Consider the following 26,754-nt stretch of genomic DNA (forward strand, 5'->3'; position numbering starts at 1 on the left):
CAAAAAAAGCACAGCTTCTTCTATTTAACCTGGTAAGTACCATCAATTATATCATGTCACAATGTCAGACCACCCCACCTTTGACTTCTAATAACCATAAAAACTCTTACGCTATATCTTACTAATAAATAAAACCCGCCTTATGGCAAGTTTTCCTATTTAAACATCTGGATGTAGGGCTTCCTTTTCCACACGATCGACAAATTCCTGAACAACCTTGTCGTTGCCTTTTTTATTTGCAAGCTTCATCATTGCCCGCGCTATAAGATTCACCCCTTTGTTCTGCCCGGCATAAATGATCTTTGTCTCGGTTTCCCCTATCTTTTCCAAAGTAAAAGATGCCTTGACCTCAAACGCTCCACCAATGACAAATGTGATTGTTTTATGTTTTCGCTCCGCATGATCTTCATAAGCTAGTGTTTCAACAGTATATGTTTCAAGGCGCTTCCCTTCTCTATACGTCTGGCGGTGTTTAGCACCAGCCTCTGTTTCACTTCCTTCAATAAGTTCATGCTCTTCCACTTTCGGCATAATCCGTTTTATATTACGATCAGCAAATAATTCCCAAACCTGATCAATCGGAGCCTCAATCTTTTTTTCTTTTTCCCATTGGATCATTCTTCTTCCTCCTTGTAAGCTGATAAAAACTGTGTAGTTTCTATTTTGAGTGGATTCGATATCATTTCTGCAGACATACCGATCAAATGCAGAATGTATCCCCTGCTTCCTCTAGTAAACCGCGCAGCGCACCTTAGAGTCAACCTGAGTTTGACCAGAACTCTTGTATTACTGAGGCTTTTTTCATTTATTGTTTCTTTGGTAATCATAAATGCATACCTTATAGACGTGTTATTTTTTATTAATGACTCCCAAAATTTGGTCGCGAAGACCGTCTTCACCATTTATTGACTCCTCATTTCAAAAAATCAACACCTTGACTGAAATAAAATATTTTTAACCATAATGATCTAACTTTCAACAGTATGGTACATAATTAATTCCAGCTAAGTTTTTGATATTCCCCTTGACTTTTTATGGTTTAATCTATATATTTTGCACTAAGGAAACTTTTTGAGCGCTCATCAAATTTGTCAACTTTTCAAGCCGAAGCCCATATAGTAAAGGGTAAAAAATTTTTTATCCAAAAGTTGCACCAAGGAAATTTATATGCGTATTACAAATTTTCATGAAAATATGCCAAAAAAATGAATGCAACCTAACTTGTTAAGGTGAATTAAAGATTGTCCTACAAATAAGAGGAGGAAAAGTATGAAGTATGCAGCCATCTCTATAAAAGACCTTCATGTTTCCTATTATGGAAATGAAGCCATTAAAGGAGTCAGTTTATCCGTCAACCCGGGAAACCTTGTAGGAATCATCGGTCCTAACGGTGCTGGGAAATCCACGTTTTTGAAAGCGTTGCTCAATCTTATTCCAAAAGATAAAGGCGACGTAATGGTTCTCGGCAAGTCGATTAATGAAGTAAGGAAAAAGATTGCTTATGTTCCCCAAAGAAATGATATTGATTGGGATTTTCCAATTACTGTTCTTGATGCGGTACTTCTTGGAACATATCCAAATCTCAAGCTCTTCAGGCGGCCAAAGAAAAAAGACAAATTATGGGCTATGGAATGCCTCGAACGTGTAGGTATGGAAGAATTCAGCAAGAGACAAATCGGGGAATTATCCGGCGGACAACAGCAGCGTGTTTTCCTCGCCAGAGCACTCGCTCAAAACGCTGAAGTATTTTTTCTTGATGAACCATTTGTGGGTGTGGATGTCTCAAGTGAAGAAACAATTGTCAAGATCCTTAAAGAATTATGCTGGCAAGGAAAAACGGTCATTGTGGTCCATCATGACCTCAGTAAAGCTAATGATTATTTCAATCAACTTATATTGCTGAATAAAGAGTTGATTGGCTTTGGTGCAGTCAGTGAAGTCTTCCAGACGGACATTATTGAAAGAGCCTACAAAAGTCAGTTTGCATTTATGAATGAGATGGGAGTGTAGAAGGAATGGCTTTTATTGAAGCAGTCATGCAGTATGGCTTTCTACAAAAAGCGTTACTTACATCCGTTATGGTCGGCATTATCTGCGGCGTTATCGGTTGTTTCATTATCCTTAGAGGTATGGCGCTGATGGGAGATGCGATATCTCATGCCGTGTTACCAGGCGTTGCGATTTCATATATGCTGGGAATTAATTTCTTTTTTGGTGCTGTGTTCAGTGGTGTGCTCACTGCTATTGCTATTGGTTTTGTTACTCAGAACAGCCGTATCAAACATGATACATCTATAGGAATCATGTTCACAGCAGCTTTCGCTGCAGGGATTATCGTGATTACAATGTTGAAAAGCAGCACAGATTTATATCATATATTGTTTGGTAACGTGCTTGCCGTACGATCATCGGATATGTGGATCACTCTAGCGATTGGGCTTTTTGTTTTAGGTGCGGTTTACCTCTTTTATAAAGAATTATTGGTTACTTCCTTCGATGAAACGATGGGAGCAGCTTATGGCCTTCCAGTCCGAATGATTCACTATTTCCTTATGACATTACTGACAATGGTAACAGTCGCTTCTCTGCAAACCGTCGGAATTGTATTAGTGGTAGCGATGCTGATCACACCAGCTGCTGCTGCCTACTTATTAACCGAGCGTTTATCTATCATGATCTTTCTCTCAGCTGGAATCGGGGTCACCTCTGCTGTCGTCGGACTTTATTTCAGCTTTACTTACAATCTAGCTTCAGGAGCTACCATTGTAATGGCAGCTACAGCCATTTTTATCTTGGTTTTCTTATTCTCTCCAAAGCACGGTTTGTTATGGAAAATGTTAAAAGTCCGGAAAAAAAGAGCTTCTCTTATTTAGAATTGCATGCTCAACGGACTAAACCTACAAACATCATACCGGTTGGACAATAACGAAGGAGACGCTCCGTTCTTCTCTAATAAGCTTGATTTGGCCTGTGTTCGAACGTGATGGGTCATCTCTTGAATCTAATAGCAATATACTGTTTAAGGCAACAAAAATAACGAAAAATCACTAAAGGGGAAGATAGAATGCTTAAGAAAAAGTTTTTATTTTTAGCAGCTGCTCTCATCACTCTCATACTCCTGGCTGCCTGTGGCAGTCAAGGAGCAAATGGAACAAATAATGAAGATGACGGAAAAGTTCAAGTAGTCACCACCTATTCTATCGTTTACGACATCGTTAAAAACGTTGGGGGAGATTTAGTTGATATCCATAGTCTGGCTCCAATTGGTTCCAACCCTCACGAGTATGATCCACTGCCGGAAGATGTGAAGAAAACGACCGATGCTGAAGCTGTGTTCTACAATGGCTTAAACCTTGAGGCAGGGAATTCATGGTTCAACAAATTGATGGAAACGGGCGGAAAAGAAGGTGAAGATGCACCTGTCTTCTTAATGAGTGAAGGTGTTGAGGCTATGTACTTAACATCTGAAGGTAATGAAGGAGAAGAAGACCCTCATGCCTGGTTAGATATTCGTAATGGTATTAAATATGCCGAAAATGCAAGAGACGGCCTTATCAAAGTAGATCCTGAAAATAAAGAAGTTTATGAAAAAAATGCAGAAGAATATATTGCTGAACTTCAAGAACTACATGACTCAGCTGTTGAGCAATTTAACGAAATCCCTAAAGATGAGCGTGTCCTTGTTACAAGTGAAGGTGCCTTTAAATACTTTAGTGATGCCTACGGATTCCAAGCTGAGTACATTTGGGAAATCAACCAGGAAAATCAAGGAACCCCTGATCAAATCACAAGAATTGTAGATATTATTAATGACAAGAAAATCACAGGGTTATTCTTAGAAACCAGTATTGACCCTAGAAGCATGGAAGCTGTATCCAATGAAACGGATGTACCTATTATGGGTAAAGTGTTTACAGACTCCCTGGCTGAGCCTGGTGAAGATGGAGATACGTATATTTCCATGATGAAATGGAATATAAAGACCATTAAGGACGGATTAACAGACGGAAAATAAAACGCGAAGACACAACCTCAATATAAATGAGGTTGTGTTTTCTTTTTTTCCAACTATTATCTATACATACCTATGAGGAGGTCCTTTTAAAGCGCATATTCCATCTTTTTTTATCGAGTTAATGAGAGGATAAAATAAATGGAACGATTAAAATGTTAGGATTCCAGTTATTCGTGGTATATAGAGTGTGGAAAGACAACCATGAATCTTTAGGAGGAAATAAACTGATGAGTAAACGTATTCTAATGGTCGTAACCAATCACACCAAAATTACTGAAGAACATAAGACTGGATTATGGTTAGAGGAGTTTGCCGCTCCTTATAACATGTTTAAGGAGCAGGGTTATGATGTTCGTGTAACTTCTATTTCCGGCGGGAAAGTGGAATTAGATCCGAACAGTATACCTGAAGAAGAAACTTCCCAGTGGAATGAAGCAGAAAAACAACTGGAAGATACCGAAGCTTTAACGAAGGAAATCGCTGATGAAAATTATGACGCCATTTTCCTACCCGGCGGACATGGAACGATGTTCGACTTCCCTGATAGTGAAGAGCTTCAATACGCTCTTCAGCAATTCGCTGAAAACGACAAAGTCATCAGTGCTGTATGCCATGGACCTGCCGGCCTGGTTAATGCAACATATTCTGATGGGACACCAATCGTGAAAGGAAAAACCGTCAACGGTTTCACTGATGAAGAAGAACGCGGGATGGAACTGGACAGTTATATGCCTTTCCTTTTAGAAAGCAAACTGCGTGAAAAAGGAGCAGAGTTCGTACGAGGCGACAACTGGTCTGATTATTCTGTACGGGATGGCAAATTGGTGACCGGACAAAACCCTATGTCCAGTGAAAGTACTGCTCAAAAAGTCATCGAAGTTCTGGAAGAATTTTAATAAAACTATTAAAGGTAAATAAGATAAAAGGGATCTTCTTAAGAAAGAAGATCCCTTTTATCTGTCTTTGTTAAAGCTGAATGGTGATATTATGTAAAAAAACTTCTATATTTGATTCGAACAGGAACCAACAATAGACTTTCACAGAGCCTCTTCATTTGATAAACAAGATTTTTATGTAATAAATCACCATTCACCCCGTTTTATTCAAAGGCTACATACCTATAAAATGTACAAACCCCCTCGTATCCCCTTCTACTCATTTTACTTTATACACTATTTTTAAATACATAACTTACACGCTTATAGTCCATCTTTTCTTCATAAAACCGGTGAGCACTTTTTCTTGATAAACCAGAGGACAGAGCCACAGTTTCATAACCATTACCTGCTGCCCATTTCTCAACAAAATTTAAAAGTTCTTTTCCATACCCATTCGAGCGCACACTTTTCTTTGTTACAAGATCGCACACCCACACAAACCTTCCATAATAAAGCGTAGTCATCTCCTTAAATCCTATGACCGAAAATAGTTCATTGTTTAAGAACAACCCATAAAGGTGATACCGATCAACTTTCCCGGCTTCTTTAACGAGATCCACATACGTTTCTTCGTCCAGATGAGTACGAAGCTCTTTCATGACACTATAAGCAGAACGGATGTCAATTTCATTCTCTATCTTTTGCACTTCTATGGACATTCACTCCCTTCTTTCATTGGTTTGTCTTTCTAATAATTCAATTATTCTATCATTCTGTTTGATCATTCGTTTATTTTGACTACGGAGTTTTGTGAAATCAAACAAAAAAACTAGTAGAATGACAGCTATCAAGATCATACATTGCCTCTCCTTTACCATGGGTGCTTTACGTCATACCCCTTGAATCCTCTTTTCCCTTTACGTGAAACTCATACTTGTATAGATGACAATTGCAGCGACTATAAAGCTAAATAGAAAAAGACCTTTTTGCAGACGGGTCCATTTCTGCATCCAGCCCCAACGCTTTCGATCCACATCAAACCAGAGGTAATCAACCACCACACTTAACACAATAATGACGGCAGCAATGGAAACGTTCATGCCATTCCTCCTTATTCCGATACATTTATTGTAATCGTTCCAAAAAGTTGATCTCCAACGTAGGCATCTAAGTGCCACTTCCCTGAATCGGGTAAACTCATGATAGAAGGTATATGAGCATCCGCACCATTATTTGGACCACCCAGTCCATCTGCTTCTACAACCGTTATCGTCCTACCGGTTTCTTCCTGCTTTCCTTCCACACGAAAAGACCCTTTCAACTCTTCATCGTCTCCCCAAAAATGCCACATATACTTTTGCTCCTCCTGTGCAGAAAAAGAAGCTTTAATAAAACCGATCTTCCCTTTCTGACCAAGCATCGTATAAGAACCAGACTCAAATGTTTCGGTCTCCTTAATGGCAGATCCTCCGTTTTCAGGTTCGTTTGTTTGACAGCCTAAGATTATACACAGCAAAACAATTGGAACAACAAACTTCAACTTCAATGCATCCCTCCTAGCATGATTTACTCACAATCCATCTCTAAAAACTATTATACCAAAATTTTCTAAGTGAGTAATTCTTCCAAACAGAAAAGGATGCTCTCAAGCAGATCCTGCAATAAAGACAAACAAAAACTCTTCCTATTACGTCCATTAAGGAAGAGTTTTCACCAGTTTGTTATTTCTTTTTCTTCATCATTTTTTCAATCGATGATAAATCTTTTGGCACATTGCCATCTAGAATGGCTTTTACAATCATGTCTTCTTTCTGTTTAGAAACAGGTCGGTTGGCTAGTGCAGATACTTTTTTAATAACTTTTCGAATGGTTTTTTCATCTTTGAAGTCTGCCCCCTGCAAAGATTGAGCAAGCTTAAAGACTTCATCCATTTTGACACCTGTTTTCTTTTCAAATTTATCGAACAAAAAGGTCAACCTCCTTCACGTTTTCATAGAACTCCTAAGTATCCTATGAAAAGTGAAAGAAACACGTATCAGCAGTTGTCCCGATTTCTCCTAAAACGCAGGTTTGATGTAACTTAAATAAACAATCAGGGAAAAGACGAGCCATTGAGTAATGTCTTTCCATCCTTCTTCAGCATGGTCCTTAAACTCTCTTCCGGGTGAGCATTATGATAGGATTCAATAATCTTATATCCAAGCTGATACCCACTCCACTTTGGTAATCCTTTTCTATTACTTCCATAAAGGAAGTCGAGGTGGTTTTTCTGACCTCTGTTCTTAAGGGAAGGACGGAATTTACTTTTCCATAATTCCTCTAATTTTTCATCCTTGTATTGTTTTGTCCAAGGAGCGGTGTACGCCCCGCCATATAAGGTGTAAACCGCATACTCTCCTAATCCTTCGATCACCAGAGACTCCAGCAGGGACACATGATTCAAATTTATTCCTTTTTCTGTTAAACGGCACACATGATTGTATTCATGGGCTAGTACAGCTTTCCAATCATCCTTTTTTACTGGTTTGCCGTAGAATAGATAAATTGCTTCTTTAAAAGCTACTCCTCCCTTATTCTCATGTTCCCTCCTATGAAATAACCCACCTTCATTAAATGGATAAACATACAAAGGAACCTCCGGACCCTGCCACTCTCTCTTTAACCTTTGATATTCCTGATCTATTTTTTGAAAGAGACCCTCGATCTTCCATTGCGTCACAAGCTCCTGAGCTCTTCTCCACGCTTCCGGTTTAAACAAGCCATAACTTAGTAAAAGCGAATGAATATCATCTTTTGAAAGCTCCTTAAGAGGATGATCACTGGTTTGACACAAAATTTCCTTTTGAAGATCATATGAAGATTGAAACAGCCGCTTCTTCCTGGATTCCTTTATAAACTCGTTCAGCACTCTGTGTGTATCCACAACTCCCAATATTACCATCCCTTCAGGTGCTTTTTATTATATTATGAGTCCGAATAACCGAGATACGTATAACCTTCTCACTCTTATCCATTTATATAAATCTCGTGAAGGGGCTCTCGAAAGGTTTAGACCATTGCACACGCAGTTTCTTTTTAAATACATAGAATACAGTGTAGAGGGGTCACCCCTCGATTTAAGTTTGAAAGGAGATGTTTTCATGGGCTTTGGTTTTGGATATCCTGGATATGGCGGTTTTGGAGGATATGGCTATGGTGGCGGCTACGGTTACGGCGGAGGTTTTGCGCTGATCGTTGTGCTGTTCATTCTTTTAATTATTGTTGGAGCAGCTTTCGTCAGCTGACCATAAAAAGCGCTCCTGTCATAGGGAGCACTTTATTTTTAATTGCTGCGCATTCTATTTTAGAAGAAAGGGAGGTTCTCGTGTAACAAAATCATATAGGACAAGCCATAATGAACATGAATGGCTGCATGATTAAATTATTTGAATACTTTCTCTTCCTTCTAAAATACTTCCCTCACCACAGCATCCTGCATTAAATTCTGAGTTGTATATTAAAGAGTACTTTCCTATATATTGTGAAAGATACCTCCTTTTCCTTAGGTTGGTCTTCTCCTTTTGTATATGCTCATAATTATTAAATTCCTAGAAAAAAGGGTATAGACCTGGGAACCTAAAAAGAAAAGGGAGTGTCCATATTTATGACATTTAAATTAAATCAAGATGCACCAGATTTTGAACTGCCTACTGTGTCAGGAAATACATTCAGCTTTTCCAACGAACTGAAAGAAACTGATGATCAATGGAACCTGATTGTATACTTCCGTGGTTCCTGGTGCCCGGCTTGTATGAGTGAACTGGACGATTTCCAGGAAAGTATGAGCTACTTTAATGAACATAACATCCGTTTGATAACAGTCACCAATGATGCAAAAGAAAGCTTGGAAAAAATGGTGAAAGAACATGACTTCACTTTCCCTGTGCTGATAGATGAAAACTTGGATTTCCTCTCCTCATACGGTGTGCATTACCATGATGAACACGCTCCTTATGAAGACCATGGAACACATGGAGAACCTGCCTATTTCCTTACAGATGAGAAAGGGAAGGTTCTCTATCAGCAAAGACAAACCAGTCCTTTTGGCCGTCCACACCCGAATGAATTAAGAAAAACTATTAAATATATTCGAAACAACTTAAAATAATTCTTCTCAGGCAGTTCCCTAATAAGGGATCTGCCTGTTATTACATACAGCGGGAGACTTTGATATCCTATTTAAATAATAAATGGCTTATCACATGAGAAATTCCAAAGCTTGTAGTACAAAACAGTTCAATAAACGTTTTTAAACTGTCTGGTTTATATTGTTTGTAAGTCACCTTCCTGCCAATTCCATAGAATTCAAGAGAATAAAGATAGCAGGCAGAACTTCCTCCTGGAAGGTAACTAATTTTCTTGAGAGGGTCCCTTCTTTTTATCATGAATTGATTTAACACACCGTAAGATGTTATATATTTACATTTCCTAATAAAGGAGAGGGGAATTAAATGAAGAAAATTATCCTCTTTGCCGACCCGGGAATTGATGACTCCATTGCAATTATGTATGCCTTATTAAACCCAAAAATTCAAATTTTGGCCATTGTCAGCAGCTATGGAAATGTTGCAAAAGAACAGGCGACTAATAATGTCGCTTATTTATTGAAATTAGCCGGACGTTCTGATGTCCCCGTGATAGGAGGGGCCAATGCCCCGCTGGATGGTGAAATTCCAGAGTTCTATCCTGAAATACACGGCCCTGATGGATTAGGACCTATTCAAGTCCCCAAAACATTCAAAGGGGAACTGACTAACTTCTCGGAACTTTATACCCTATTGAGGAATCATAAAGATATTACGATCGTCGACTTAGGACGAAACACTTCTTTAGCCTCCCTTTTTCTGCTGGGCAATCTGCTCACTGAAAATATATCGGAGATCTTTATGATGGGGGGAGCATTTTTAGTTCCTGGAAACGTAACCCCCTACGCCGAGGCAAACTTTTACGGGGATCCTGTAGCCACTAACGTAGTGTTAAGTAACCTCAACAATATTTTCATTATCCCTCTGAACGTTACAAATAAAGCTATCATTACCCCTGATCATGTCAAAAAGATTATGAAAGAGTCATCCAATGGACTCGTAAATATTATGGATGACATCATGAGTTACTACATTTCGGCTTATAAAAAATTAGTACCTGGAATTAAGGGCGCTCCTCTTCACGATGTACTTACCCTCTCCCTTATGGTTAATCCTCTAATGGGAAAGTACGCACAAAGAGAAGTGGAAGTGTTAACTTCAAGTGAAGGAAGAGGAATATCAGTCGCTGATTTTAGGGAAAATTCTAAACCTGCTGAAAGAGAAATTCACATCTGTTTAGAGTTTGATTACCCTATGTTCATAGAAGACCTTATTTCAGTAATCTGTAATCCACTTAAAACTGACACCTCCAAGAGGCTCTTCTTATGATCCAGTTGTTTTATTTTTGTATACTCCTACCCTTCCAGCCAACATAAACTCTTTTCATTTGAATACGAATAAGAAAATTGAAAAGAAGGAAAAAGGTGAGAAGTTATGTTGACCCGAGTGAATCAAGCCGTTGATAAGCTTACGAATGAAATAAATGCTCATTTGAATGCCGACGGCAGCTTTCATTTTTGTTTTGAGAACAGTTTAGAAACAGATGTTAAGATGATTTTGTTATTGAAAACTTTTACAGAAGATAACCTGCTCATCCAGCAGCTGTGCTCCCGTCTTGCAGCTTTACAGCATAAGGACGGATATTGGAAATTGTATGAGGATGACAACGGAAACCTTTCTGCAACTATCGAAGCCGTTTTCGCTCTCCTTTATGCGGGTTACTACACAAAGAAAAGCCCGGAAATCAAAAAAGCCAGTGACTATATCAAGTTAAAAGGCGGGCTGACAAACGCCCACTCACTGACAAAAATCACACTTGCCCTCTACGGTCAATATCCATGGCTGAACCTTATGCATCTTCCCGTTTATATTATTCTTCTGCCGCCTAAGTCACCTCTTTCCTTCTATGACTTCAGCAGCTATGGCCGTATTCATCTTGCTCCTATTCTGTTAGTCAGTGACTCCCGGTATACAGTTAAAGATACGAAAATCCCGGACATGAGTCCCTTTTTACTTCAAAGAGACTTGGCACCCCTGGATAGAAATACCCGTACACTGTTATTAGGTGTTTACCAGTCTATTAAAGCTCTTATCGGACTCCCACAACAGTTATATCAATCAGCAAGACAGCGCCTTCTTCTATACATGCTGCAGCGGACGGAATCAGATGGAACACTGTACAGTTATACAACTGCCACCTTTTATATGATTTATGCCCTTAGGAGCGCAGGATACTCAAAGCATCACCCTTCTATACAAAATGCAATTAATGGTTTGAAAACACATTTATGCCGGACCCAAAAGGGATATCACACCCAAAATTCTCCTTCTGCCGTGTGGGATACTGCTCTCTTAATGTATGTCCTTCAGATGCCACCATCCCCTTCTTATGACTTGAATGCTGGTGTCCATTACCTTTTGAATCAACAACATTCATATTATGGGGACTGGATGATGAACCTCCCTTCCGTGTCGCCTGGGGGATGGGGGTTCTCTACAAGTAACAGCATTCATCCCGATGTAGATGATACGACTGCAGCCTTAAGAGCAATATCACCCTATGCCTCCTCAAATCCTGTCATTCAGGACCGCTTCGTGCGGGGGTTGAACTGGGTGACTGCGATGCAGAATGATGATGGAGGATGGCCGGCATTTGAAAAAGACAAAACTCATCCGCTGCTCTCCTACGTACCTATGGACGGAGCAGCCCATGCAAGCCTTGATCCTTCTACCGCCGATTTGACGGGGAGAACGATTGAATTTCTAGGACATCATGCAAAATTCCCTAAAACGGACCCCAGAATTCATAAAGCGATCCAATGGCTGAAGAAACATCAAGAACCAGACGGTTCCTGGTATGGACGCTGGGGCATTTCTTATATCTATGGAACTTGGTCCGCTCTCACAGGACTGTCAGCAGTTGGATTAAGTACAGGAGATCCTTGTGTGCATAATGGTATCCAATGGCTGGAGTCCATTCAAAATAAGGATGGTGGATGGGGAGAATCCTGCCTTAGTGATGAGAAAGAACAGTATATCCCTTTAAAAGCGAGCACTCCCTCCCAGACAGCATGGGCACTGGATGCGCTGATTTCTGTTCATAAACAAAAAACACCAACGATAGAACGTGGAATCGACAGTTTATTGAACCAATTGGAAGAAGAAACAGCCTGGACCTACCAGTACCCAACCGGAGCAGGACTCCCGGGAAAGTTTTATGTATACTATCACAGCTACAATTACATCTGGCCTTTACTCGTATTAAAGAAATATCTAGCATTAGTTGGAACAGTAAATGAGGAAAAACAGCAAGGAACGCCCGGATGATATTAGGGCGTTTTTTCAACGTTTCTTTTTATAATAGAGGGGATAGAAATCCTCCTGCCTGCTCAAACCTTCCCTCTTTCGTAAGGTTAATCGAACCATTCCCGTTTTCATGGCCGCCTTTCCTCTATTAGGAGGTTTCTCAGGGAGAAAGAGGCTCGAGACCCCGCACATGGAAAACGAGTCGTCCCCACTCCAACCCTCGTTACAGAAATGGCTATCGTTATAAATATTCAGGGCAAAGTTTCACTATTTAAACATATACATTTAAGAGAATGCCTTTGAAGGAGCTGAATAGATGAATTCACAAAATGTGTCCATGAATTCTGCGATTGATCCTTATGTATATCAAACACTTCTTTCCATCCAGGGGGCAGGTGTGGTCGTGCAGACGACGCAGGGTTCAGTCCGAGGGAAGTTAAAAACGGTCATGCCTGATCACATTGTTGTAGAAGTCAGCGGGACACCTTTTTTTGTACGAACCCAGCAGATTGTCTGGGTCTTTCCGCATAGCCGGTAAAAGGAGGATGTTATGTTTAAACGACTCAACCGAATGCAGGTCGCCTTAACCATCCCAGAGCATGGGGACGCAAATGCTGCAGCTGCTGTTCAAGAATTGCTTGGGGGAAAGTTTGGGGAGATGTCAACACTAAACAACTATATGTATCAGTCTTTTGGATTTCGCAACAAGAAAAAATTCAAACCGTTCTATGATCTAGTTGCAAGCATCACTGCTGAAGAGTTCGGTCATGTAGAAATGGTGAACAATGCCATCAATTTATTAACAAGAGGTGTAACCTTTACAGGAGACCCCAATATAGCGCCGCTTCAAAATGGTTTAAATAAACGGAACACGTATCAGTTTATTGCAACCGCACAAACCGCTCTCCCAGGGGATTCTATGGGACGGGCATGGACAGGGGACAACGTATTTAACAGTGGGAATCTTGTACTCGATCTGCTGCATAACTTCTTCCTGGAACTAGGTGCGCGCACGCACAAGATGAGAGTTTACGAAATGACAGATCATCAAACTGCACGGGAAATGATCGGATATCTGCTCGTACGGGGCGGCACACATGCTCTTGCCTACGCTAAAGCACTGGAAATTGCAACAGGGGTCGATGTAAAGAAAATGCTTCCTGTGCCCGACCTTGACAACTCAAAATTCGACTATGCCCGTCCCTACCTGGATCAAGGGCTTGATAACATCTTGTATACGTGGAGCGATACCGATTACCAGGACATCAATCAGATATGGAAAGGGACAAACCCAGAGAACGGACAACCGCTGAAGGTGATTCAAGGGACGCCAAAAGGTGCTCCGATTCCAGACCTTGATGACCTTCCTGAAGAATTCGCTCCCGGTATTGATCGTGACGATTATGAACGTATTGCAAGAAAACTAATGGAAAACCTTTAGAATTAGAGGAGACGACCAAAGTTTCTCTTTTCTCATAATAATAAACACAGGGAACCTCTTAAATGAAGAAAGGTTCCCTCTCATCATTTGTCTATCCCTTTAATAAATGCCTCTATCTTTTATCTAACCTTATCTTTGTGCTAAAAATTTCACATCACATCTCCTTTCCGCAAATTAGTTGTTATCCAAAATAAAAAACGTGCCCCCTTAAAAGGAGGTCACGCTCTCATTTGTTCCTGTTCTGTTACGTGATTTTCTTCAGACGGCTGTTTTTCTAATTTATATACAAGGACACCTCCAATTAAAAGACCAATCCCTAACAGCTTCTGCCAGGAAAGCTCGGCAGATTCAAATCCAAACCATCCTCTTGTATTAATCGTAAAAGCAATTAAAATTTGAGAGATCAGAGCAATTGAAATCGCATAAGCTGGACCAATCAGGGTTACTCCTCTCATAAGGAAGAAGACAATCCCGACTCCAAAAACCCCTCCAAATAAAAAGATTGGATTGATGTCACCGAACTGAAAAAGGCTCCTCTGTTCCACTGAATAAAAAACCGGCAAAGAACAGATCAGCCCAAGTCCTAAAACAAGAGTGGTCGTTGCCCAAGATCCCGTCCGCTCACTCACCCTCGCGTTAAATACATTTTGCAGACTAATTAATATTCCTGCAACAATCGCTAGAAACACACCGAACATACTGCTTCCTCCTACTCATAGATGTTTCCATTCGCAAGTTCACGGAGTTTGTCTAAATCAATAATTTTAATTGCTCCGTTTTTCCTTTCAATGATAGCCTCAGAAGTCATTTTCTTTAACACACGATTTAGATGACGATAGCTCGTCCCTATCCATTCCGCAAGTTCTGTCAGGTTCTCTGTACGCATTTCTTCATGGAAAACCGTCCCTTCCCCGTCTGAAGAAATCGAAAGCAGATAACTCGCTAGCCTGACTTCAACTGGATAAAGCATATGCATACTAGTTGCTTGAGAAGCTGTATAAAACTTTTCGGCTACTTTTTCCAGTAAAAAACGAACCAATGCCGGATGACTTTTCTCTAATTCTTTAACATCCGCAAAGGAAGCAGCCAGCATCACCCCGTCAGAAATGGCTTCCACCGAATTAAGAACCGACGTACCACGAATATATTCCACATCACCCAGCAGAGCGAGTGGTGTTTTAAAACGGTTGATTAAAGACCTTCCTTCCAAAGTCACGGTAAAGATTTTTATTTTTCCTTCGACTAAAAAATAGAGTTCTGTCAATTCTTCTCCCGTCGTAAAAAGGACATCTCCTTTTTGAAAAGAGTAGGTTTTAATATTCCTGCGAAACCCTTGTGGAAATAACGCTTCCAGCTGATACTCGCGAATGTACGTATCAACACTTGCTGTTCTTTCTTTCATAGAAGATACCCCTTCTTTACAATTGGAAAATAACCACTCCGATCAGCATCATCGCAAGACCGATCCCCTGCCGCAAAGTAATTGGTATTTTCTTCTCATCGAACCATCCTTTCGATTCAATGATAAATGCTGTTCCAATCTGCGCGACAAGTAAAACCGCTATTGCTTTTGCCGGACCAATTTGATGAATGGCCGTCAGTTCGGAGAAAACAACGATCACACCGAATGTCCCACCTGTTAAATATAGGAACGGTACTTTCTTGAAGCTCTTTCCTTTTCCATCTCTTACTTTTAAGTAAATCGTCAATGAAATAATAAAAGCGACGAGGTGAACCATGGATGTCGTATGCCAGCCACCAATCGCGTCACTCATTTTCGCATTAAAAATTCCCTGCATGGTGATACACAAACCACCGAGCAGTGAAAATAGAGCACCTTTCATCCTGCATCCTCCTGTTCTCTGCATCCATTTAAAGGGAAGATGAAGAATTCGAAAAGGACATATGTCCTAAATCATTTATTCTTTTTGCAAATAACGGCCATATAACCTGTTCTGTGTTACGTTTTCTCCTTTTACCCAGCAATTCCAATCGATCGTAACGCATTCACCAAATGGTAAAGCTATGTAGACCCTGCCTGTCATATTATCATAACCAAACGTATGTAACGTGCCAAAACTATGCAGGTAATCCTGGTAAAAAAGCGGAGAAGTTTCATCAGAAAAGTAATGAAAAGCTTCGGTTATGGAAGTAAAGTTTTTTTGATCCATTACCTGTTTGCGGAAAATACTGCGAGTAAAATCTTCTTTTACAGTGCTCCCTTTAAAGTGATTCGTACAGGTGATTTTACCCTTTCCCTTTATTATCCGCATCCTTTCAGGACCGGCTTCAACTACTGCCATATCACCATGTTGATCAGATAAGGAATAATTATAGTTCCACGCATGAGGCAGCTTCTTAAGTAAGGTTATGGCCTGCTGCGTATTCTCACACTTATCCAATACAATCCTTACAATCATCGTTGCAGCAAAACCTTCTTTGGCCCCTTTATTATTGACAAAATGCAAAGCTGTAAACAACCCTTTTTCATTTACCCCTTCATGACGGCCGACGATATGAAGAGATGTGCCTGCACTTGCAAAAGCTTTGTCAGGCTGTATCAAAGTCAACCTATGGTCATAACAGTCTGGTGAAAAATCATAATTTCGAACAGCAAACCGTTTATCAATGAACGAAGAACAACCCATAGCCAGGCTGCATGGCAGGTTGCAGCCCGCAAACCTTGCCGCCGTCTTTTTTAAAGACCACCCCAGTCCGTCTGCCACACCCTGCAGTTCCTCGATGATGTGTGGAGCAAAGGTTTGAAGCTGTTTGATCCCCTCCCAGGGACTTCGGTTATTCTCTAGAATTTTCAGCTTCATTAATATGTCTTCTGACACATCCAAACTCTCCGAAACTCCAATATGATAAGAGGAACCTCTGTATTGGTTGATATTCCATTCCATGTCATCCCCTCCCGATTATTAGAATAGTCTATTCAAAAAGGAAAAACCTGTCTTTTCCAGGTTAAAGAAGACAACTTATTATTTATTGAATTGAAAGAAGCGTCCGGTGCTCTTTATTTAAAAGTCATTTCTTCAGGATGACTTGACTTAAAGCCCTTTACCATAGAAAAAGGAGTCTCCTCAAGGGATGACTCCTTTTTTTCCTATTTATACAAATGATCAGCTTATGCATCTTTTTCTTTTTGTCTTGCTTTACTTCGCTTTACCCGCTTTTCAAGCGTACGTTTCAGCTGTTCTTTATACTTTTCTTCTACGAGAATATATAGAAAATCTCCTGAGTGAATTTCCGTTTCCCCGTATGGTGTAATGACTTCGTTATCACGGATGATCGCGCTGATGTTGGCACGATTCGGGAAACTGACCTCATGAAGTTTTTTACCTACCACTGCTGATTCCGCATTGGTTTGATACTGAATCATTTCTGCTTTAGCTTTCCCCATAGAGATCAGTTCAATAGAATGATGAGGCACATCTTTTTTCGGTCCTACGAGCTTCATTTTTTTTGCAACAAGCGAAATGGTGGAGCCCTGGACTAGGGCCGACGTCAAAACAACAAAGAAAACGAGATTGAATAACCCCTGGCTGTTATCAAGTCCTTCGACAATCGGAAACGTGGCAAGTACGATGGGCACAGCTCCGCGAAGGCCTGCCCATGATACAAACAGCTTTTCTTTCGTTGAATAATTCATACCTAAGAGTGAGAGAAAAACTGCAATGGGCCTGGCGATCAGAATCAAGACAACGGCAAGTAACAATCCATTCAGCATGATAATGCCTGTGAACAGTTCACTCGGGAAAACGTATAACCCTAAGATGACAAACATAAGGATCTGCGCCATCCATGCAAACCCCTCATTAAATTGAAAAATCGAGTAACGATACGTCAACTCACTGTTCCCAATAACAAGAGCTGCTACATAGACACCAAGAAATCCACTTCCTCCACTGAATGTCGTAATACTATAAGTGGCAAGAGCAAAAGCCACGGAGAATATTGGGTAGAGTGCACTGGAATCTAGTTTAATGCGATTAATGGAAAAGGAAGCAATCTTCCCTAAAGCAAGGCCGATAGCTATACCAAGCCCCATCTGCAGGAAAAAGGTCGGGATCAGCATCCAGATTGATGATTCCTCCGATGTAATCAGTTCAATGACAGAAAGAGTGAGAAACACTGCCATCGGGTCGTTCGTCCCAGATTCGGCTTCTAGTGTTGCCCCCATTTTCGCTTTAATATTTCTTTCTTTTAAAGCAGCAAAAACAGCGGCCGCATCGGTAGACCCGACAATAGCACCAAATAGAAAGCTTTCAAGCCAGCCTAAATCAAACAATAGATAGGCAGCAAATCCAACAATTAACGAGGTTATCAACACACCGATTGTGGCAAGTGACAAAGACGGGACGGCAACTGAGCGTACAGTTGCCCATTTCGTATGAAGACCACCTTCAAATAAAATGATAACAAGAGCGAAGACACCGATTGTCTGGGCAACCGACGCATCACTAAAATAAACAATCCCAAGCCCTTCACTACCAAAGAGCATACCGACCATAATAAATAGAATCAGGGCCGGAATTCCCCAGCGACTTGAAAATTTAGCCACAATAACCCCGCTGAACAAGAGTAAAGCAGTAAGTAATAGAAATGAATCCGTACCAAAAGCATCAAAAAACATGGAAGGAATTCTCCTTAAAGATAAAATGAGGAACATGAGGAATGGATACCAATTTATATAAGATTATCCTATAACAAGGATTTTGAATCAAAATAAATGCCTGCGGAGCCACTTCTGCATCCATACAGCTGCCTGTATACCATCACCCATAGCAGTCGTAACAAACTGAGAGTGATTAACAATATCCCCCGCTGCCCACACCCCTTCTATATTTGTCATCTTCGTCCTGGGATCTACAAACAAGTGACCGTTTTCATCCAACATCACCCCCAGCTTATCGGCAAGCTTCGTTTGAACATCATTGCCCCCAAATCCAAGAAAAACTTTTTCAGTCTCCAGCTGAATCCCATCTTCGGTTTCCATACCTGTAACCAGTCCATTTTTATGAATCACTCTTTTTATGCTGACCTGTTGAACGAAAATCCGCGCCTCATGTAATTCACCTTGAGCTTCTAATGAAATTTCAGCCCCATCGTGATTCACAAAGGTAACATGGTTACACCAATAGCGGACAGCAAGTGCCATTCGGGCTCCGATATTACCAGAACCCAGCACCATTGTCTTTTTCCCTACCGTCTCATATCCATCACAATCCGGACAGACATACAGAGAGAGACCAAGACATTCCCGAATTCCCTCAATAGCGGGAATGTTTTGCTTTATCCCTGTTGCAAATAGGAGGGTTCGACTTACAAAGCTTTCTCCCTGGGCCGTCTCGATAATAAAATCATCATAGGATTTATAGACATGAGAAACAACCGCATGTCGTTGTTTCACCCCCAGCTGTTCTGCCTGCTTTTTCCCTCGTTCTAATAAATATGATCCCTTGACACCTTCTGGGTAGCCGAGAATATTATTATACTGATTGCATAAAGAAGCACGTCCCTCCCCCGCATCAATGATTAATACGGACCTGAGATAACGACCTAACTGTATACTTGCCTGCAGACCGGCAATTCCACCACCAATGACAATACAATCATATATCAAAAGCCCCGCATCCCTTCCGCATTTGCCCTTACTTTCCCCAGCATGATTTGTTTTACTCTCTTATAAGTATTTGCTAAAATGATTGGATGAAAAAGGAAATAAGGGGCGTGCTTATGAAAAAAGCTTTTCTTCTTACCTTGTTTTTCCTTTCTGCCTGCACTTCCTATAAAGAGATCCACTATTCAGGGGTGGGAGATCAATGGCAGGTAGAATACCATGCTGAAATCGTCGGAAATAAAAGCCAAAGAACCAGCTTTGTGATTACATACATGGGTCAGTATCCGAAACCTAAAAAAATGACCTATCAGATTCAATCAGATCGTTTTTCTCACACAGGATCATCCAGCACCGACCGTGGTATCCAATCCATCAACCGGGATGGATTGGACTGCCAATCATGCAAGACATTAACAAAAGATACAGATATTCAGGCGAAGATATGGTCAGATGGGCGCACAGAAGTTATTGACTTAGACTTAATGGAGTAGAATTTTGCACTTTTCCCCTGTCACTCTTCAACAATCCCCTTTATAATAGGTAAGGATGAACTTAACGAAGGAAAAGGTGTTAAACAATGAGCTTACTCACAGTAAAAAATTTGAGTCACGGCTTCGGTGATCGTGCAATTTTCGAAGACGTGTCTTTTCGTTTATTAAAAGGAGAACACATCGGTTTAATCGGCGCTAACGGCGAAGGAAAATCGACGTTTATGAATATTATTACCGGCAAGCTTGAGCCGGATGCTGGTAAGATTACCTGGTCGAAAAGAATCCGCATCGGTTATTTAGACCAGCATGCGGATCTGAAGCAGGGCATGACCATTCGAGACGTTCTGCGCACTGCCTTTCAGTACTTGTTTGATATGGAACAGGAAATGAATGATTTGTTTGCCAAAATGGGAGAAGCCGGACCGGATGAACTCGAAGCTCTTCTTGAAGAAACTGGTGTTTTGCAGGATGCCCTGACAAACAACGACTTCTATACAATTGATGCCAAAGTCGATGAAGTCGCAAATGGCCTTGGTCTGAACGACATTGGACTTGAACGTGATGTTCATGACTTAAGCGGAGGACAGCGTACAAAAGTACTGCTGGCAAAGCTTCTCTTAGAGAAACCTGATATTCTGCTTCTAGATGAGCCAACCAACTACCTGGATGTCGAACATATCGAATGGCTGCGTACCTACCTTCAGGAATATGAGAATGCGTTTATACTAATTTCCCATGATATTCCGTTTTTAAATAGTGTCGTCAATTTGATCTATCACATGGAAAATCAGGAATTGAGCCGCTACCCGGGTGATTATAACGAATTCCTGCGTGTTTATGATATGAAAAAACAGCAGCTGGAAGCCGCTTATAAAAAGCAGCAGAAAGAGATCGCCAATCTGAAGGACTTCGTAGCTCGAAACAAAGCTAACGCAGCCACAAGTAAGATGGCGATGAGCCGCCAAAAGAAACTTGATAAGATGGACGTCATTGAACTGGACTCGGAGAAACCAAAACCACAGTTTAATTTCAAACAGGCCAGGACTCCTGGTAAGTACTTGTTTGAAACGAAAGACCTGGTTATTGGTTATGACGAGCCGCTTTCAAGACCACTAAATCTTTCGATGGAACGTGGTCAGAAAATTGCTTTGTCCGGCGCGAACGGCATTGGTAAAACAACCCTTCTCAAAAGTATTCTGGGTGAAATCAAACCGGTATCAGGATCTGTGGAACTTGGGGACCATCTGCACATTGGTTACTTCGAACAGGAACTGAAAGACATCGGCAGCAACACCTGTATCGAGGAAGTGTGGGAAGAATTCCGCCACTTCACCCAGTATGAAGTCCGTGCAGCTCTGGCAAAGTGCGGTCTGACCCGTAAACACATTGAAAGTAAAGTACAGGTTCTAAGCGGAGGGGAAAAAGCGAAAGTCCGCCTCTGCAAACTGATTAATAAAGAAACGAACCTGCTCGTATTGGATGAACCGACAAACCACTTAGATGTCGATGCAAAAGCTGAATTAAAGCGCGCCCTAAAAGAATATAAAGGAAGCGTTCTGCTCATCTCTCACGAACCTGAATTCTATCAGGATATTGTGACTGATGTTTGGAACTGTGAGGACTGGACTACAAAAGTATTTTAATAGTCCCCTCTTTCCTGCTAAAGAAAGGAATCCCCATACAAGGGGGTTCCTTTTTTTACTTTTTTATAAATAGCAATCTGGAACAAATCCGTTGTACGGTTGGATTTAATTGACACCGCTTTTTCCATAACCATCATTTTCTATAATTTTTCCCTTCCAGGATTTCACGATTGACACTAAAAACAATCGCTAATAGAATGTGGTCACGTTTCTGAGGAAGACCTCTGACGCAACTTTAATATGGAAGGGAGGAAGTGATCATGATTTATCGCTCTGTGGTTTATTTAATAGGCATGCTCATTAATTTCTTTGGCGTAGCCTTACTAATCAACGCTACACTTGGCGCTGGATTTTGGACATCATTTTTTATAGGAGTATCCGACCACCTTGGCTATACAGTAGGGTTTTGGTACGGTGCTTTCCAACTGCTTATCATTTTCATTAACGCAAAATTAATGAACAAAATGCCGGAGACGAGGGCTGTTATACCGGTAGTTATGGAAAGTATAATATTAGACTTCTGGCTGGAGTTTGTCTTTGCAAATGTCGATCTTTCACAAGCTCCTTATCTACTACAGGTACTCACATTATTGACAGGGGTAGCGATTATCGGATTAGGGGTAGCGATTTATATTCTTCCGCAATTCCCCCGCGCACCTGTTGACCAGCTGTTTCTTGCCGTCAGTTCACGCTTTCAGATGAGTCTGCAGGCTGGTCAAACGACAATAGCGGTAATCATGACTTCTCTTGCCCTTTTGATCGGAGGACCTGTCGGACTTGGTACACTGGCTCCAATGTTATTTTTGGGACCCGTGATTCAATTTTGTTATACGAGAGCGTACCCGCTCTATTACAAATTCCATCCATCTGGTGAAAAAGCTTATCAGCACGCTCTTGAATAAGAGTAATAATAAAAAAGAAGGAAGAGACTTCGATGCAGCTCTCTTCCTTCTTTTTTAATGATTTTCTTTTTGTTTATCTTTCATTGTGCCCTGATAAAATCCTAATTTATCCCTCTGCTTTATTATAAACTTTCCCCCCGTTCAACAAGTCCTTCTTGAATATCAGAGTAAACAAGGGGATAGAACAGTCTCTTCTCCTACACCTTCACATAAGAATTTAAACTGATGTCTACTTTAAGTAAAAGCATAAGTCATGAATCTTATAAAGACTTTGTGATATAGTACAAAATGAAAATTTGGTTTGGGAGGAAAAAAAAATGATCAACAAAGAGGATAAAAAGCAACAAATTTTAGAAGCTGCTGAATTTCGATATGCTACAAAGAACTTTGATCCTGATCGAATCATTCCTGAAGAAGACTTCCGCTTTCTTTTAGAGGTTGGACGTCTTTCTCCAAGCTCTTTTGGTTATGAACCCTGGCGCTTTGTGGTCGTACAAAATGAGGAATTAAGACAGAAGATTAAAGATACGGCCTGGGGAGCCTTTGGTAAACTTCCAGATGCCAGTCATTTTGTCATTTTTCTATCACGCACCCGGAAAGATACCCAATATGACTCGGCCTACTTAAAAGAACAGCTGAAGACTGTGAAAGGTCTGCCGGATGAACATGCACAGAAGTTTATCAGCCGAATAGAAGAATTTCAAAAAGAGGACTTCCAGCTCCTAGATGGAGACCGGCCGCTCTTTGACTGGGCCAGTAAACAAACGTACATCGCTCTTTCGAATATGATGACAGCTGCCGCTGAAATTGGCATCGATTCCTGTCCAATCGAAGGATTCCCAATGAAAGAAATGAATCAGCTTCTTGAAGAAGAAGGTTTGTTGGAAGACGGTAGTTTCGGAATTTCTGTGATGTGTGCGTTTGGTTACCGTGCGGAGGATCAGCCTGAGAAAAAGCGCCGTTCCTTTGACGATATCGTTCAATGGATCGATTAATTTCTTTCCTAAGATGATACACTGTATTCGGTGATTATTTACATGAAACAAGCTCAGAGAAAGTTCTCTGAGCTTGTTTTTTTAAGAGTACAAACAACTATTTAAAAGTTGATTTATTATGCTCCAGCCCACACATCTTTTGCAATCCGTCCTGATTGTTCCAGATGATTGAACCATGCAGCTGCTTCCTCTTCACTGATCTTGTGTTTGTTTCGATAATTTCTGATTAAAGTTTCTGTCACTTCTGGAGCCATCTTACTTCCATCACCGCAGATATAAAGATGCGCTCCTTTTTCAAGAAGTTCAAGGAGGTGGTCCGCTTGTGCATCCATTAGATGCTGAACATACACCTTCGTTTCCTGGTCTTGACGGGAAAAGGCTGTATGAAGAGTGACAAGACCTTTTTCCTCAGCATCTTTCAGTTCTTCTTTATACAAAAAGTCCTGCTCGGGGTGTCGACAGCCGAAATAAAGATGAGCCTCTCCTAATTCAGCACCACCTTTCTGCAAGACCTCCCTTGACTGAAGAAAGCCTCTGAATGGGGCGATTCCCGTCCCGGGCCCTACCATAATGATTGGTGTTCCCGGGTCCTCAGGAAGTTGGAAGTCGGTTTCAGGTGTCCGGATAAAGCAGGCAATTTTATCTGATGATTCACGAGAAGCAAGATAGTTTGAACTGATCCCCTGAAAGACACCTTTTCCACTCCAAGCCTGACCATTGACGACTCCCACTGTGATACTGGTCTGCTCCTCTCTCACAAGTGGAGAGCTCGAGATGGAATAATACCGGATTCGTAAAGATGGCAGCAAGGCAAGAAATTGTTCAAACTCCATCATACAAGATGGATACTCTTCCAATAACTCGAGCATTGTCTGCCGTTTATTTAAGATTTCTTTTTTATAGATTTCATCCTCCAACAACTGCTCTAACTCCTGTTTGTGGGGAGGACAAGGGTTACTAGCAGCGAGTTCACGGATTTGAGCTCGTGTTGCTGGTTCCTGCAGTTCTACATAAGAAGACAACAGTTCCCCAAGCTGTACCGGCTGATTTGTAGGGAGATGGGCGGCCTTCCCTGTTCCTTCTCCAAGCACCACAAATGCCTCCCGCTTCAAATCGAAACGTTCCAGAGCACGAGCGATGAGTTGTGGATGGTTTTCAGGGAGTACTCCTAAGTGATCGCCTTCTTTATATGAAACACCCTCAGGCAGCTTCAATTCGATATGGCGTGTGCTGCGTTCTCCGGAATTTTGAAGTTCCCGGTTCTCCACTACTTCTGCTGTAAACGCATCATAGGTGCGCGCAAGTGGTGTATAGCTGGAGCCACTGACGAAACTCATAGAGATCGAACTAGAAGTATCCGATGATTCTTCCATTTCAAGATCGAAATGAGAAGCAAGGTTTTCCCATAGCTGTTTCTCCCATTTTTCGAACTCACCATCAAAGTCGTCACTCGCATCCCCTTCTCCACGAGGTACTATTTTTTCAGCTCCCTTAGCTTGAAGCTGCTCATCGATTAAAACAGGGATACGCTGGTACGTATTGGCCCAGTTGCGGTCACCACAGCCGAATACCGCGTAAGAAACCCCTGAGAGCTCATCGTCCGCGAGTGTTGGAATCCATTCCACAAATGCAGCAGCATTATCAGGTGGATGTCCATTATAAGAAGCTGATACCAGGACAACTGCACCTTCTTTCGGAAGATGGTTCGTATAATTATCAAGCGGTTCTACATTTGTGTTAAAGCCTAGAGCGGATCCTTTTTCGGCTATTTCACGTGCTACACCTTCTGCTGTTCCCAGGTTTGAACCATATAAGACAAGCAGGGGTGTGCCATGGGAAGTCGAAGCCATAGCCACATGCTCTTCGGCCTCTTCTTTCATAGAATTGTCAGACGGCATTTGAAACAATGACCCTTCTTTTCGTTGGCGGACTTTCATCGTCAGTCCTTCCGGCTTTAATGTCAGTGTCTCTTTTACATCAAGCTGATAATTCGAATGATCATTCAACTCAAAATGCTGAAGCACCATTCCAAGAACTAGTGTTGCTTCATGCAGAGCGAACTGCTGTCCAATACAAGCACGCTGGCCGTTACCAAATGGTTTATATGCCTGGTGTGGTACAGAAGAGGGGTCCTCAAATCGTTCCGGTTTAAAGGATTCCACGTCATCTCCCCACACAGCTGTATCCCGGTGAAGTTCAGGGATAAGTAAAGTAAACGTATCGCCTTTTTCCACAGCATATTCACCTGCAAGGGTTGTATCTTCTTTTGCATACAGTGTGAAAGCTGGTGCGGTCGGCCATAATCTCAACGTTTCGTTAAGGATCATACGTACATATTTTAATTGCTTCACTTGTTTATAGGAAGGTGTATCCTCACCAAGGACCTCGTCAACTTCCTTGTATGCCTTCTGCAGTTTGTCAGGATTTTTAAGTAAGTAATAGATGGCGAAAGAAAGCAGTCCACTTGTTGTCTCATGACCAGCAATTAAAAAGGTGATGATTTGAAACCGGATATTTTCATCGTCCAGTTTTTCACCTGTCTCAGGATCCTTTCCTTTTAACATGTGGGAAAGCAAATCGTTTTCCCCTTGATCCCCGTCCTGCTTACGCTCTTCTATTAAGTCATCAACAAGATTAAACATGTAGTCAATGTCTTCTTTATATTGACGCTTGGTTTTAACCATCAGCTTGTCTTGAATTCCAAGACGCTGACTCTGGTTCATCGACTCATCAAGAGCACGAACCATTTTTTCTACAAAGGGATGCATATTTTCCCGGTAAAAGCTGTTGAAACGGAAATCAAATCCACATAACCCAATTGTATCAAGAGTTAACCGTGTCATGTCATCAGGTACTTCTATCGCTTCATTTGGGTTAAGACGTTTCCATTTCTGAATCAGCTGCATCGCAAGGTCCAGCATTTTCTCGTGATAGCCTTTCATAGCCTGCTGACTGAAGCTTGGTAAAAGAATGTTGTGTGCCTTCTGCCAGTTTGGTTCTCCCGTTCCACTTGTAAATAGGCCGTCCCCGCCGAAAGCGCGGACTTTCTGTAGAGCAGGACCAATCTTCTTATCAAAACGCTTCTCATCCGTTATTTCAGCCGCAAATTTTGCACTCGAGACAAATGTGCTGGTTCTACCCGGAAACTGGAATTGATAAATAGGGCCAAGCTCCCTTGCCATCTTCATGAACGACTGGATGGGCTTATCACGATCTAAAGCTGGCAGATTTCCAAGCGGTCCGTACCCTTTTGGTCTTGGTAGATTTTCAGTATGGTTCATGAACCATCACCTCTTTCATAGTTTAGGAATGAATGTTCATTCCGTACATGGG

General features: G+C 41.3%; 27 protein-coding genes. 14 read left to right on the plus strand and 13 right to left on the minus strand.

Features of this window, described 5'->3' with window-relative positions; all coding sequences use genetic code 11:
- Positions 1 to 159: 159 nt before the first annotated feature.
- Positions 160 to 618 (minus strand): SRPBCC family protein, encoded by a 459-nt coding sequence (locus LC036_RS06435; protein WP_226579765.1) that lies wholly within the window; start codon positions 616 to 618, stop codon positions 160 to 162.
- Between the two features lie 651 nt (positions 619 to 1,269).
- Here LC036_RS06435 and LC036_RS06440 point away from each other — a divergent pair.
- From LC036_RS06440 to LC036_RS06455, 4 genes are all read left to right on the plus strand, one after another.
- A complete protein-coding gene (locus LC036_RS06440; protein ID WP_226579768.1) occupies positions 1,270 to 2,010 on the plus strand; it encodes a metal ABC transporter ATP-binding protein in 741 nt (246 codons plus the stop codon).
- Between the two features lie 5 nt (positions 2,011 to 2,015).
- Positions 2,016 to 2,873 (plus strand): metal ABC transporter permease, encoded by an 858-nt coding sequence (locus LC036_RS06445; RefSeq protein ID WP_226579771.1) that lies wholly within the window; start codon positions 2,016 to 2,018, stop codon positions 2,871 to 2,873.
- Positions 2,874 to 3,064: 191 nt separating this feature from the next.
- Positions 3,065 to 4,015 (plus strand): metal ABC transporter solute-binding protein, Zn/Mn family, encoded by a 951-nt coding sequence (locus tag LC036_RS06450; protein ID WP_226579774.1) that lies wholly within the window; start codon positions 3,065 to 3,067, stop codon positions 4,013 to 4,015.
- A gap of 227 nt (positions 4,016 to 4,242) precedes the next feature.
- Positions 4,243 to 4,911 carry a type 1 glutamine amidotransferase domain-containing protein gene (locus LC036_RS06455; protein WP_226579778.1) on the plus strand — a complete coding sequence of 223 codons (669 nt, stop codon included), beginning with the start codon at positions 4,243 to 4,245 and terminating at the stop codon, positions 4,909 to 4,911.
- Positions 4,912 to 5,180: 269 nt separating this feature from the next.
- Here LC036_RS06455 and LC036_RS06460 read toward each other — a convergent pair whose 3' ends face one another.
- The 5 genes from LC036_RS06460 to LC036_RS06480 all read right to left on the minus strand — a co-directional run bounded on the left by LC036_RS06460 (position 5,181) and on the right by LC036_RS06480 (position 7,801).
- Positions 5,181 to 5,612: a GNAT family N-acetyltransferase gene (locus tag LC036_RS06460; RefSeq protein ID WP_226579780.1), complete on the minus strand. Its 432-nt coding sequence runs from the start codon at positions 5,610 to 5,612 to the stop codon at positions 5,181 to 5,183.
- A 198-nt stretch (positions 5,613 to 5,810) separates the two neighbouring features.
- Positions 5,811 to 5,993: a hypothetical protein gene (locus LC036_RS06465; protein WP_226579783.1), complete on the minus strand. Its 183-nt coding sequence runs from the start codon at positions 5,991 to 5,993 to the stop codon at positions 5,811 to 5,813.
- Between the two features lie 11 nt (positions 5,994 to 6,004).
- Positions 6,005 to 6,439 carry a DUF4871 domain-containing protein gene (locus LC036_RS06470; protein ID WP_226579785.1) on the minus strand — a complete coding sequence of 145 codons (435 nt, stop codon included), beginning with the start codon at positions 6,437 to 6,439 and terminating at the stop codon, positions 6,005 to 6,007.
- A 175-nt stretch (positions 6,440 to 6,614) separates the two neighbouring features.
- On the minus strand, positions 6,615 to 6,860 hold the full coding sequence (locus tag LC036_RS06475; RefSeq protein ID WP_226579788.1) for a stage VI sporulation protein F: 246 nt from the start codon (positions 6,858 to 6,860) through the stop codon (positions 6,615 to 6,617).
- Positions 6,861 to 6,985: 125 nt separating this feature from the next.
- A complete protein-coding gene (locus tag LC036_RS06480; protein WP_226579791.1) occupies positions 6,986 to 7,801 on the minus strand; it encodes a DUF2268 domain-containing protein in 816 nt (271 codons plus the stop codon).
- Between the two features lie 232 nt (positions 7,802 to 8,033).
- Between LC036_RS06480 and LC036_RS06485 the strand changes: the two genes are divergently transcribed.
- The 6 genes from LC036_RS06485 (at position 8,034) to LC036_RS06510 (ending at position 13,764) form a co-directional block, all read left to right on the plus strand.
- Positions 8,034 to 8,177 (plus strand): YjcZ family sporulation protein, encoded by a 144-nt coding sequence (locus tag LC036_RS06485; protein WP_226579794.1) that lies wholly within the window; start codon positions 8,034 to 8,036, stop codon positions 8,175 to 8,177.
- A 359-nt stretch (positions 8,178 to 8,536) separates the two neighbouring features.
- The gene (locus LC036_RS06490) at positions 8,537 to 9,040 is read left to right on the plus strand and encodes a peroxiredoxin family protein (protein WP_226579797.1); all 504 of its coding nucleotides are present in this window, start codon (positions 8,537 to 8,539) and stop codon (positions 9,038 to 9,040) included.
- Positions 9,041 to 9,383: 343 nt separating this feature from the next.
- A complete protein-coding gene (locus LC036_RS06495; protein WP_226579800.1) occupies positions 9,384 to 10,346 on the plus strand; it encodes a nucleoside hydrolase in 963 nt (320 codons plus the stop codon).
- 117 nt (positions 10,347 to 10,463) lie between these two features.
- Positions 10,464 to 12,344, plus strand: coding sequence for a prenyltransferase/squalene oxidase repeat-containing protein (locus tag LC036_RS06500; RefSeq protein ID WP_226579803.1), 1,881 nt, complete (start codon positions 10,464 to 10,466; stop codon positions 12,342 to 12,344).
- Positions 12,345 to 12,639: 295 nt separating this feature from the next.
- The gene (locus LC036_RS06505; protein ID WP_226579806.1) at positions 12,640 to 12,861 is read left to right on the plus strand and encodes a YuzF family protein; all 222 of its coding nucleotides are present in this window, start codon (positions 12,640 to 12,642) and stop codon (positions 12,859 to 12,861) included.
- Positions 12,862 to 12,873: 12 nt separating this feature from the next.
- On the plus strand, positions 12,874 to 13,764 hold the full coding sequence (locus LC036_RS06510) for a manganese catalase family protein (RefSeq protein WP_226579809.1): 891 nt from the start codon (positions 12,874 to 12,876) through the stop codon (positions 13,762 to 13,764).
- Between the two features lie 218 nt (positions 13,765 to 13,982).
- Here the strand turns inward: LC036_RS06510 and LC036_RS06515 are convergent, their stop codons facing one another.
- The 6 genes from LC036_RS06515 to LC036_RS06540 all read right to left on the minus strand — a co-directional run bounded on the left by LC036_RS06515 (position 13,983) and on the right by LC036_RS06540 (position 19,393).
- Positions 13,983 to 14,462 carry a DMT family transporter gene (locus tag LC036_RS06515; protein ID WP_226579812.1) on the minus strand — a complete coding sequence of 160 codons (480 nt, stop codon included), beginning with the start codon at positions 14,460 to 14,462 and terminating at the stop codon, positions 13,983 to 13,985.
- Between the two features lie 11 nt (positions 14,463 to 14,473).
- Complete coding sequence (locus LC036_RS06520) at positions 14,474 to 15,166, minus strand: Crp/Fnr family transcriptional regulator (protein ID WP_226579814.1); 693 nt, start codon at positions 15,164 to 15,166, stop codon at positions 14,474 to 14,476.
- Positions 15,167 to 15,182: 16 nt separating this feature from the next.
- Positions 15,183 to 15,608 carry a DMT family transporter gene (locus LC036_RS06525; protein ID WP_226579817.1) on the minus strand — a complete coding sequence of 142 codons (426 nt, stop codon included), beginning with the start codon at positions 15,606 to 15,608 and terminating at the stop codon, positions 15,183 to 15,185.
- Positions 15,609 to 15,683: 75 nt separating this feature from the next.
- Positions 15,684 to 16,670 carry a C45 family autoproteolytic acyltransferase/hydolase gene (locus tag LC036_RS06530; RefSeq protein WP_226579820.1) on the minus strand — a complete coding sequence of 329 codons (987 nt, stop codon included), beginning with the start codon at positions 16,668 to 16,670 and terminating at the stop codon, positions 15,684 to 15,686.
- 224 nt (positions 16,671 to 16,894) lie between these two features.
- Positions 16,895 to 18,403: a potassium/proton antiporter gene (locus tag LC036_RS06535; RefSeq protein WP_226579823.1), complete on the minus strand. Its 1,509-nt coding sequence runs from the start codon at positions 18,401 to 18,403 to the stop codon at positions 16,895 to 16,897.
- 87 nt (positions 18,404 to 18,490) lie between these two features.
- Complete coding sequence (locus tag LC036_RS06540; protein WP_226579826.1) at positions 18,491 to 19,393, minus strand: NAD(P)/FAD-dependent oxidoreductase; 903 nt, start codon at positions 19,391 to 19,393, stop codon at positions 18,491 to 18,493.
- A 113-nt stretch (positions 19,394 to 19,506) separates the two neighbouring features.
- Between LC036_RS06540 and LC036_RS06545 the strand changes: the two genes are divergently transcribed.
- From LC036_RS06545 to LC036_RS06560, 4 genes are all read left to right on the plus strand, one after another.
- Positions 19,507 to 19,881: a hypothetical protein gene (locus LC036_RS06545; RefSeq protein WP_226579827.1), complete on the plus strand. Its 375-nt coding sequence runs from the start codon at positions 19,507 to 19,509 to the stop codon at positions 19,879 to 19,881.
- A gap of 86 nt (positions 19,882 to 19,967) precedes the next feature.
- Positions 19,968 to 21,524 (plus strand): ABC-F family ATP-binding cassette domain-containing protein, encoded by a 1,557-nt coding sequence (locus LC036_RS06550; protein WP_226579830.1) that lies wholly within the window; start codon positions 19,968 to 19,970, stop codon positions 21,522 to 21,524.
- Positions 21,525 to 21,784: 260 nt separating this feature from the next.
- Entirely contained in the window at positions 21,785 to 22,426 is a 642-nt protein-coding gene (locus tag LC036_RS06555; RefSeq protein ID WP_226579833.1) for a YczE/YyaS/YitT family protein, read from the plus strand.
- Between the two features lie 317 nt (positions 22,427 to 22,743).
- Positions 22,744 to 23,421 (plus strand): NAD(P)H-dependent oxidoreductase, encoded by a 678-nt coding sequence (locus LC036_RS06560; RefSeq protein WP_226579835.1) that lies wholly within the window; start codon positions 22,744 to 22,746, stop codon positions 23,419 to 23,421.
- Between the two features lie 116 nt (positions 23,422 to 23,537).
- On the opposite strand, the gene LC036_RS06565 is transcribed toward LC036_RS06560, so the two are convergent.
- Positions 23,538 to 26,702 carry a bifunctional cytochrome P450/NADPH--P450 reductase gene (locus tag LC036_RS06565; RefSeq protein ID WP_226579838.1) on the minus strand — a complete coding sequence of 1,055 codons (3,165 nt, stop codon included), beginning with the start codon at positions 26,700 to 26,702 and terminating at the stop codon, positions 23,538 to 23,540.
- Positions 26,703 to 26,754: the final 52 nt, after the last annotated feature.

This window comes from Halobacillus litoralis, assembly GCF_020524025.1.
Classification (GTDB): domain Bacteria; phylum Bacillota; class Bacilli; order Bacillales; family Halobacillaceae; genus Halobacillus; species Halobacillus litoralis_D.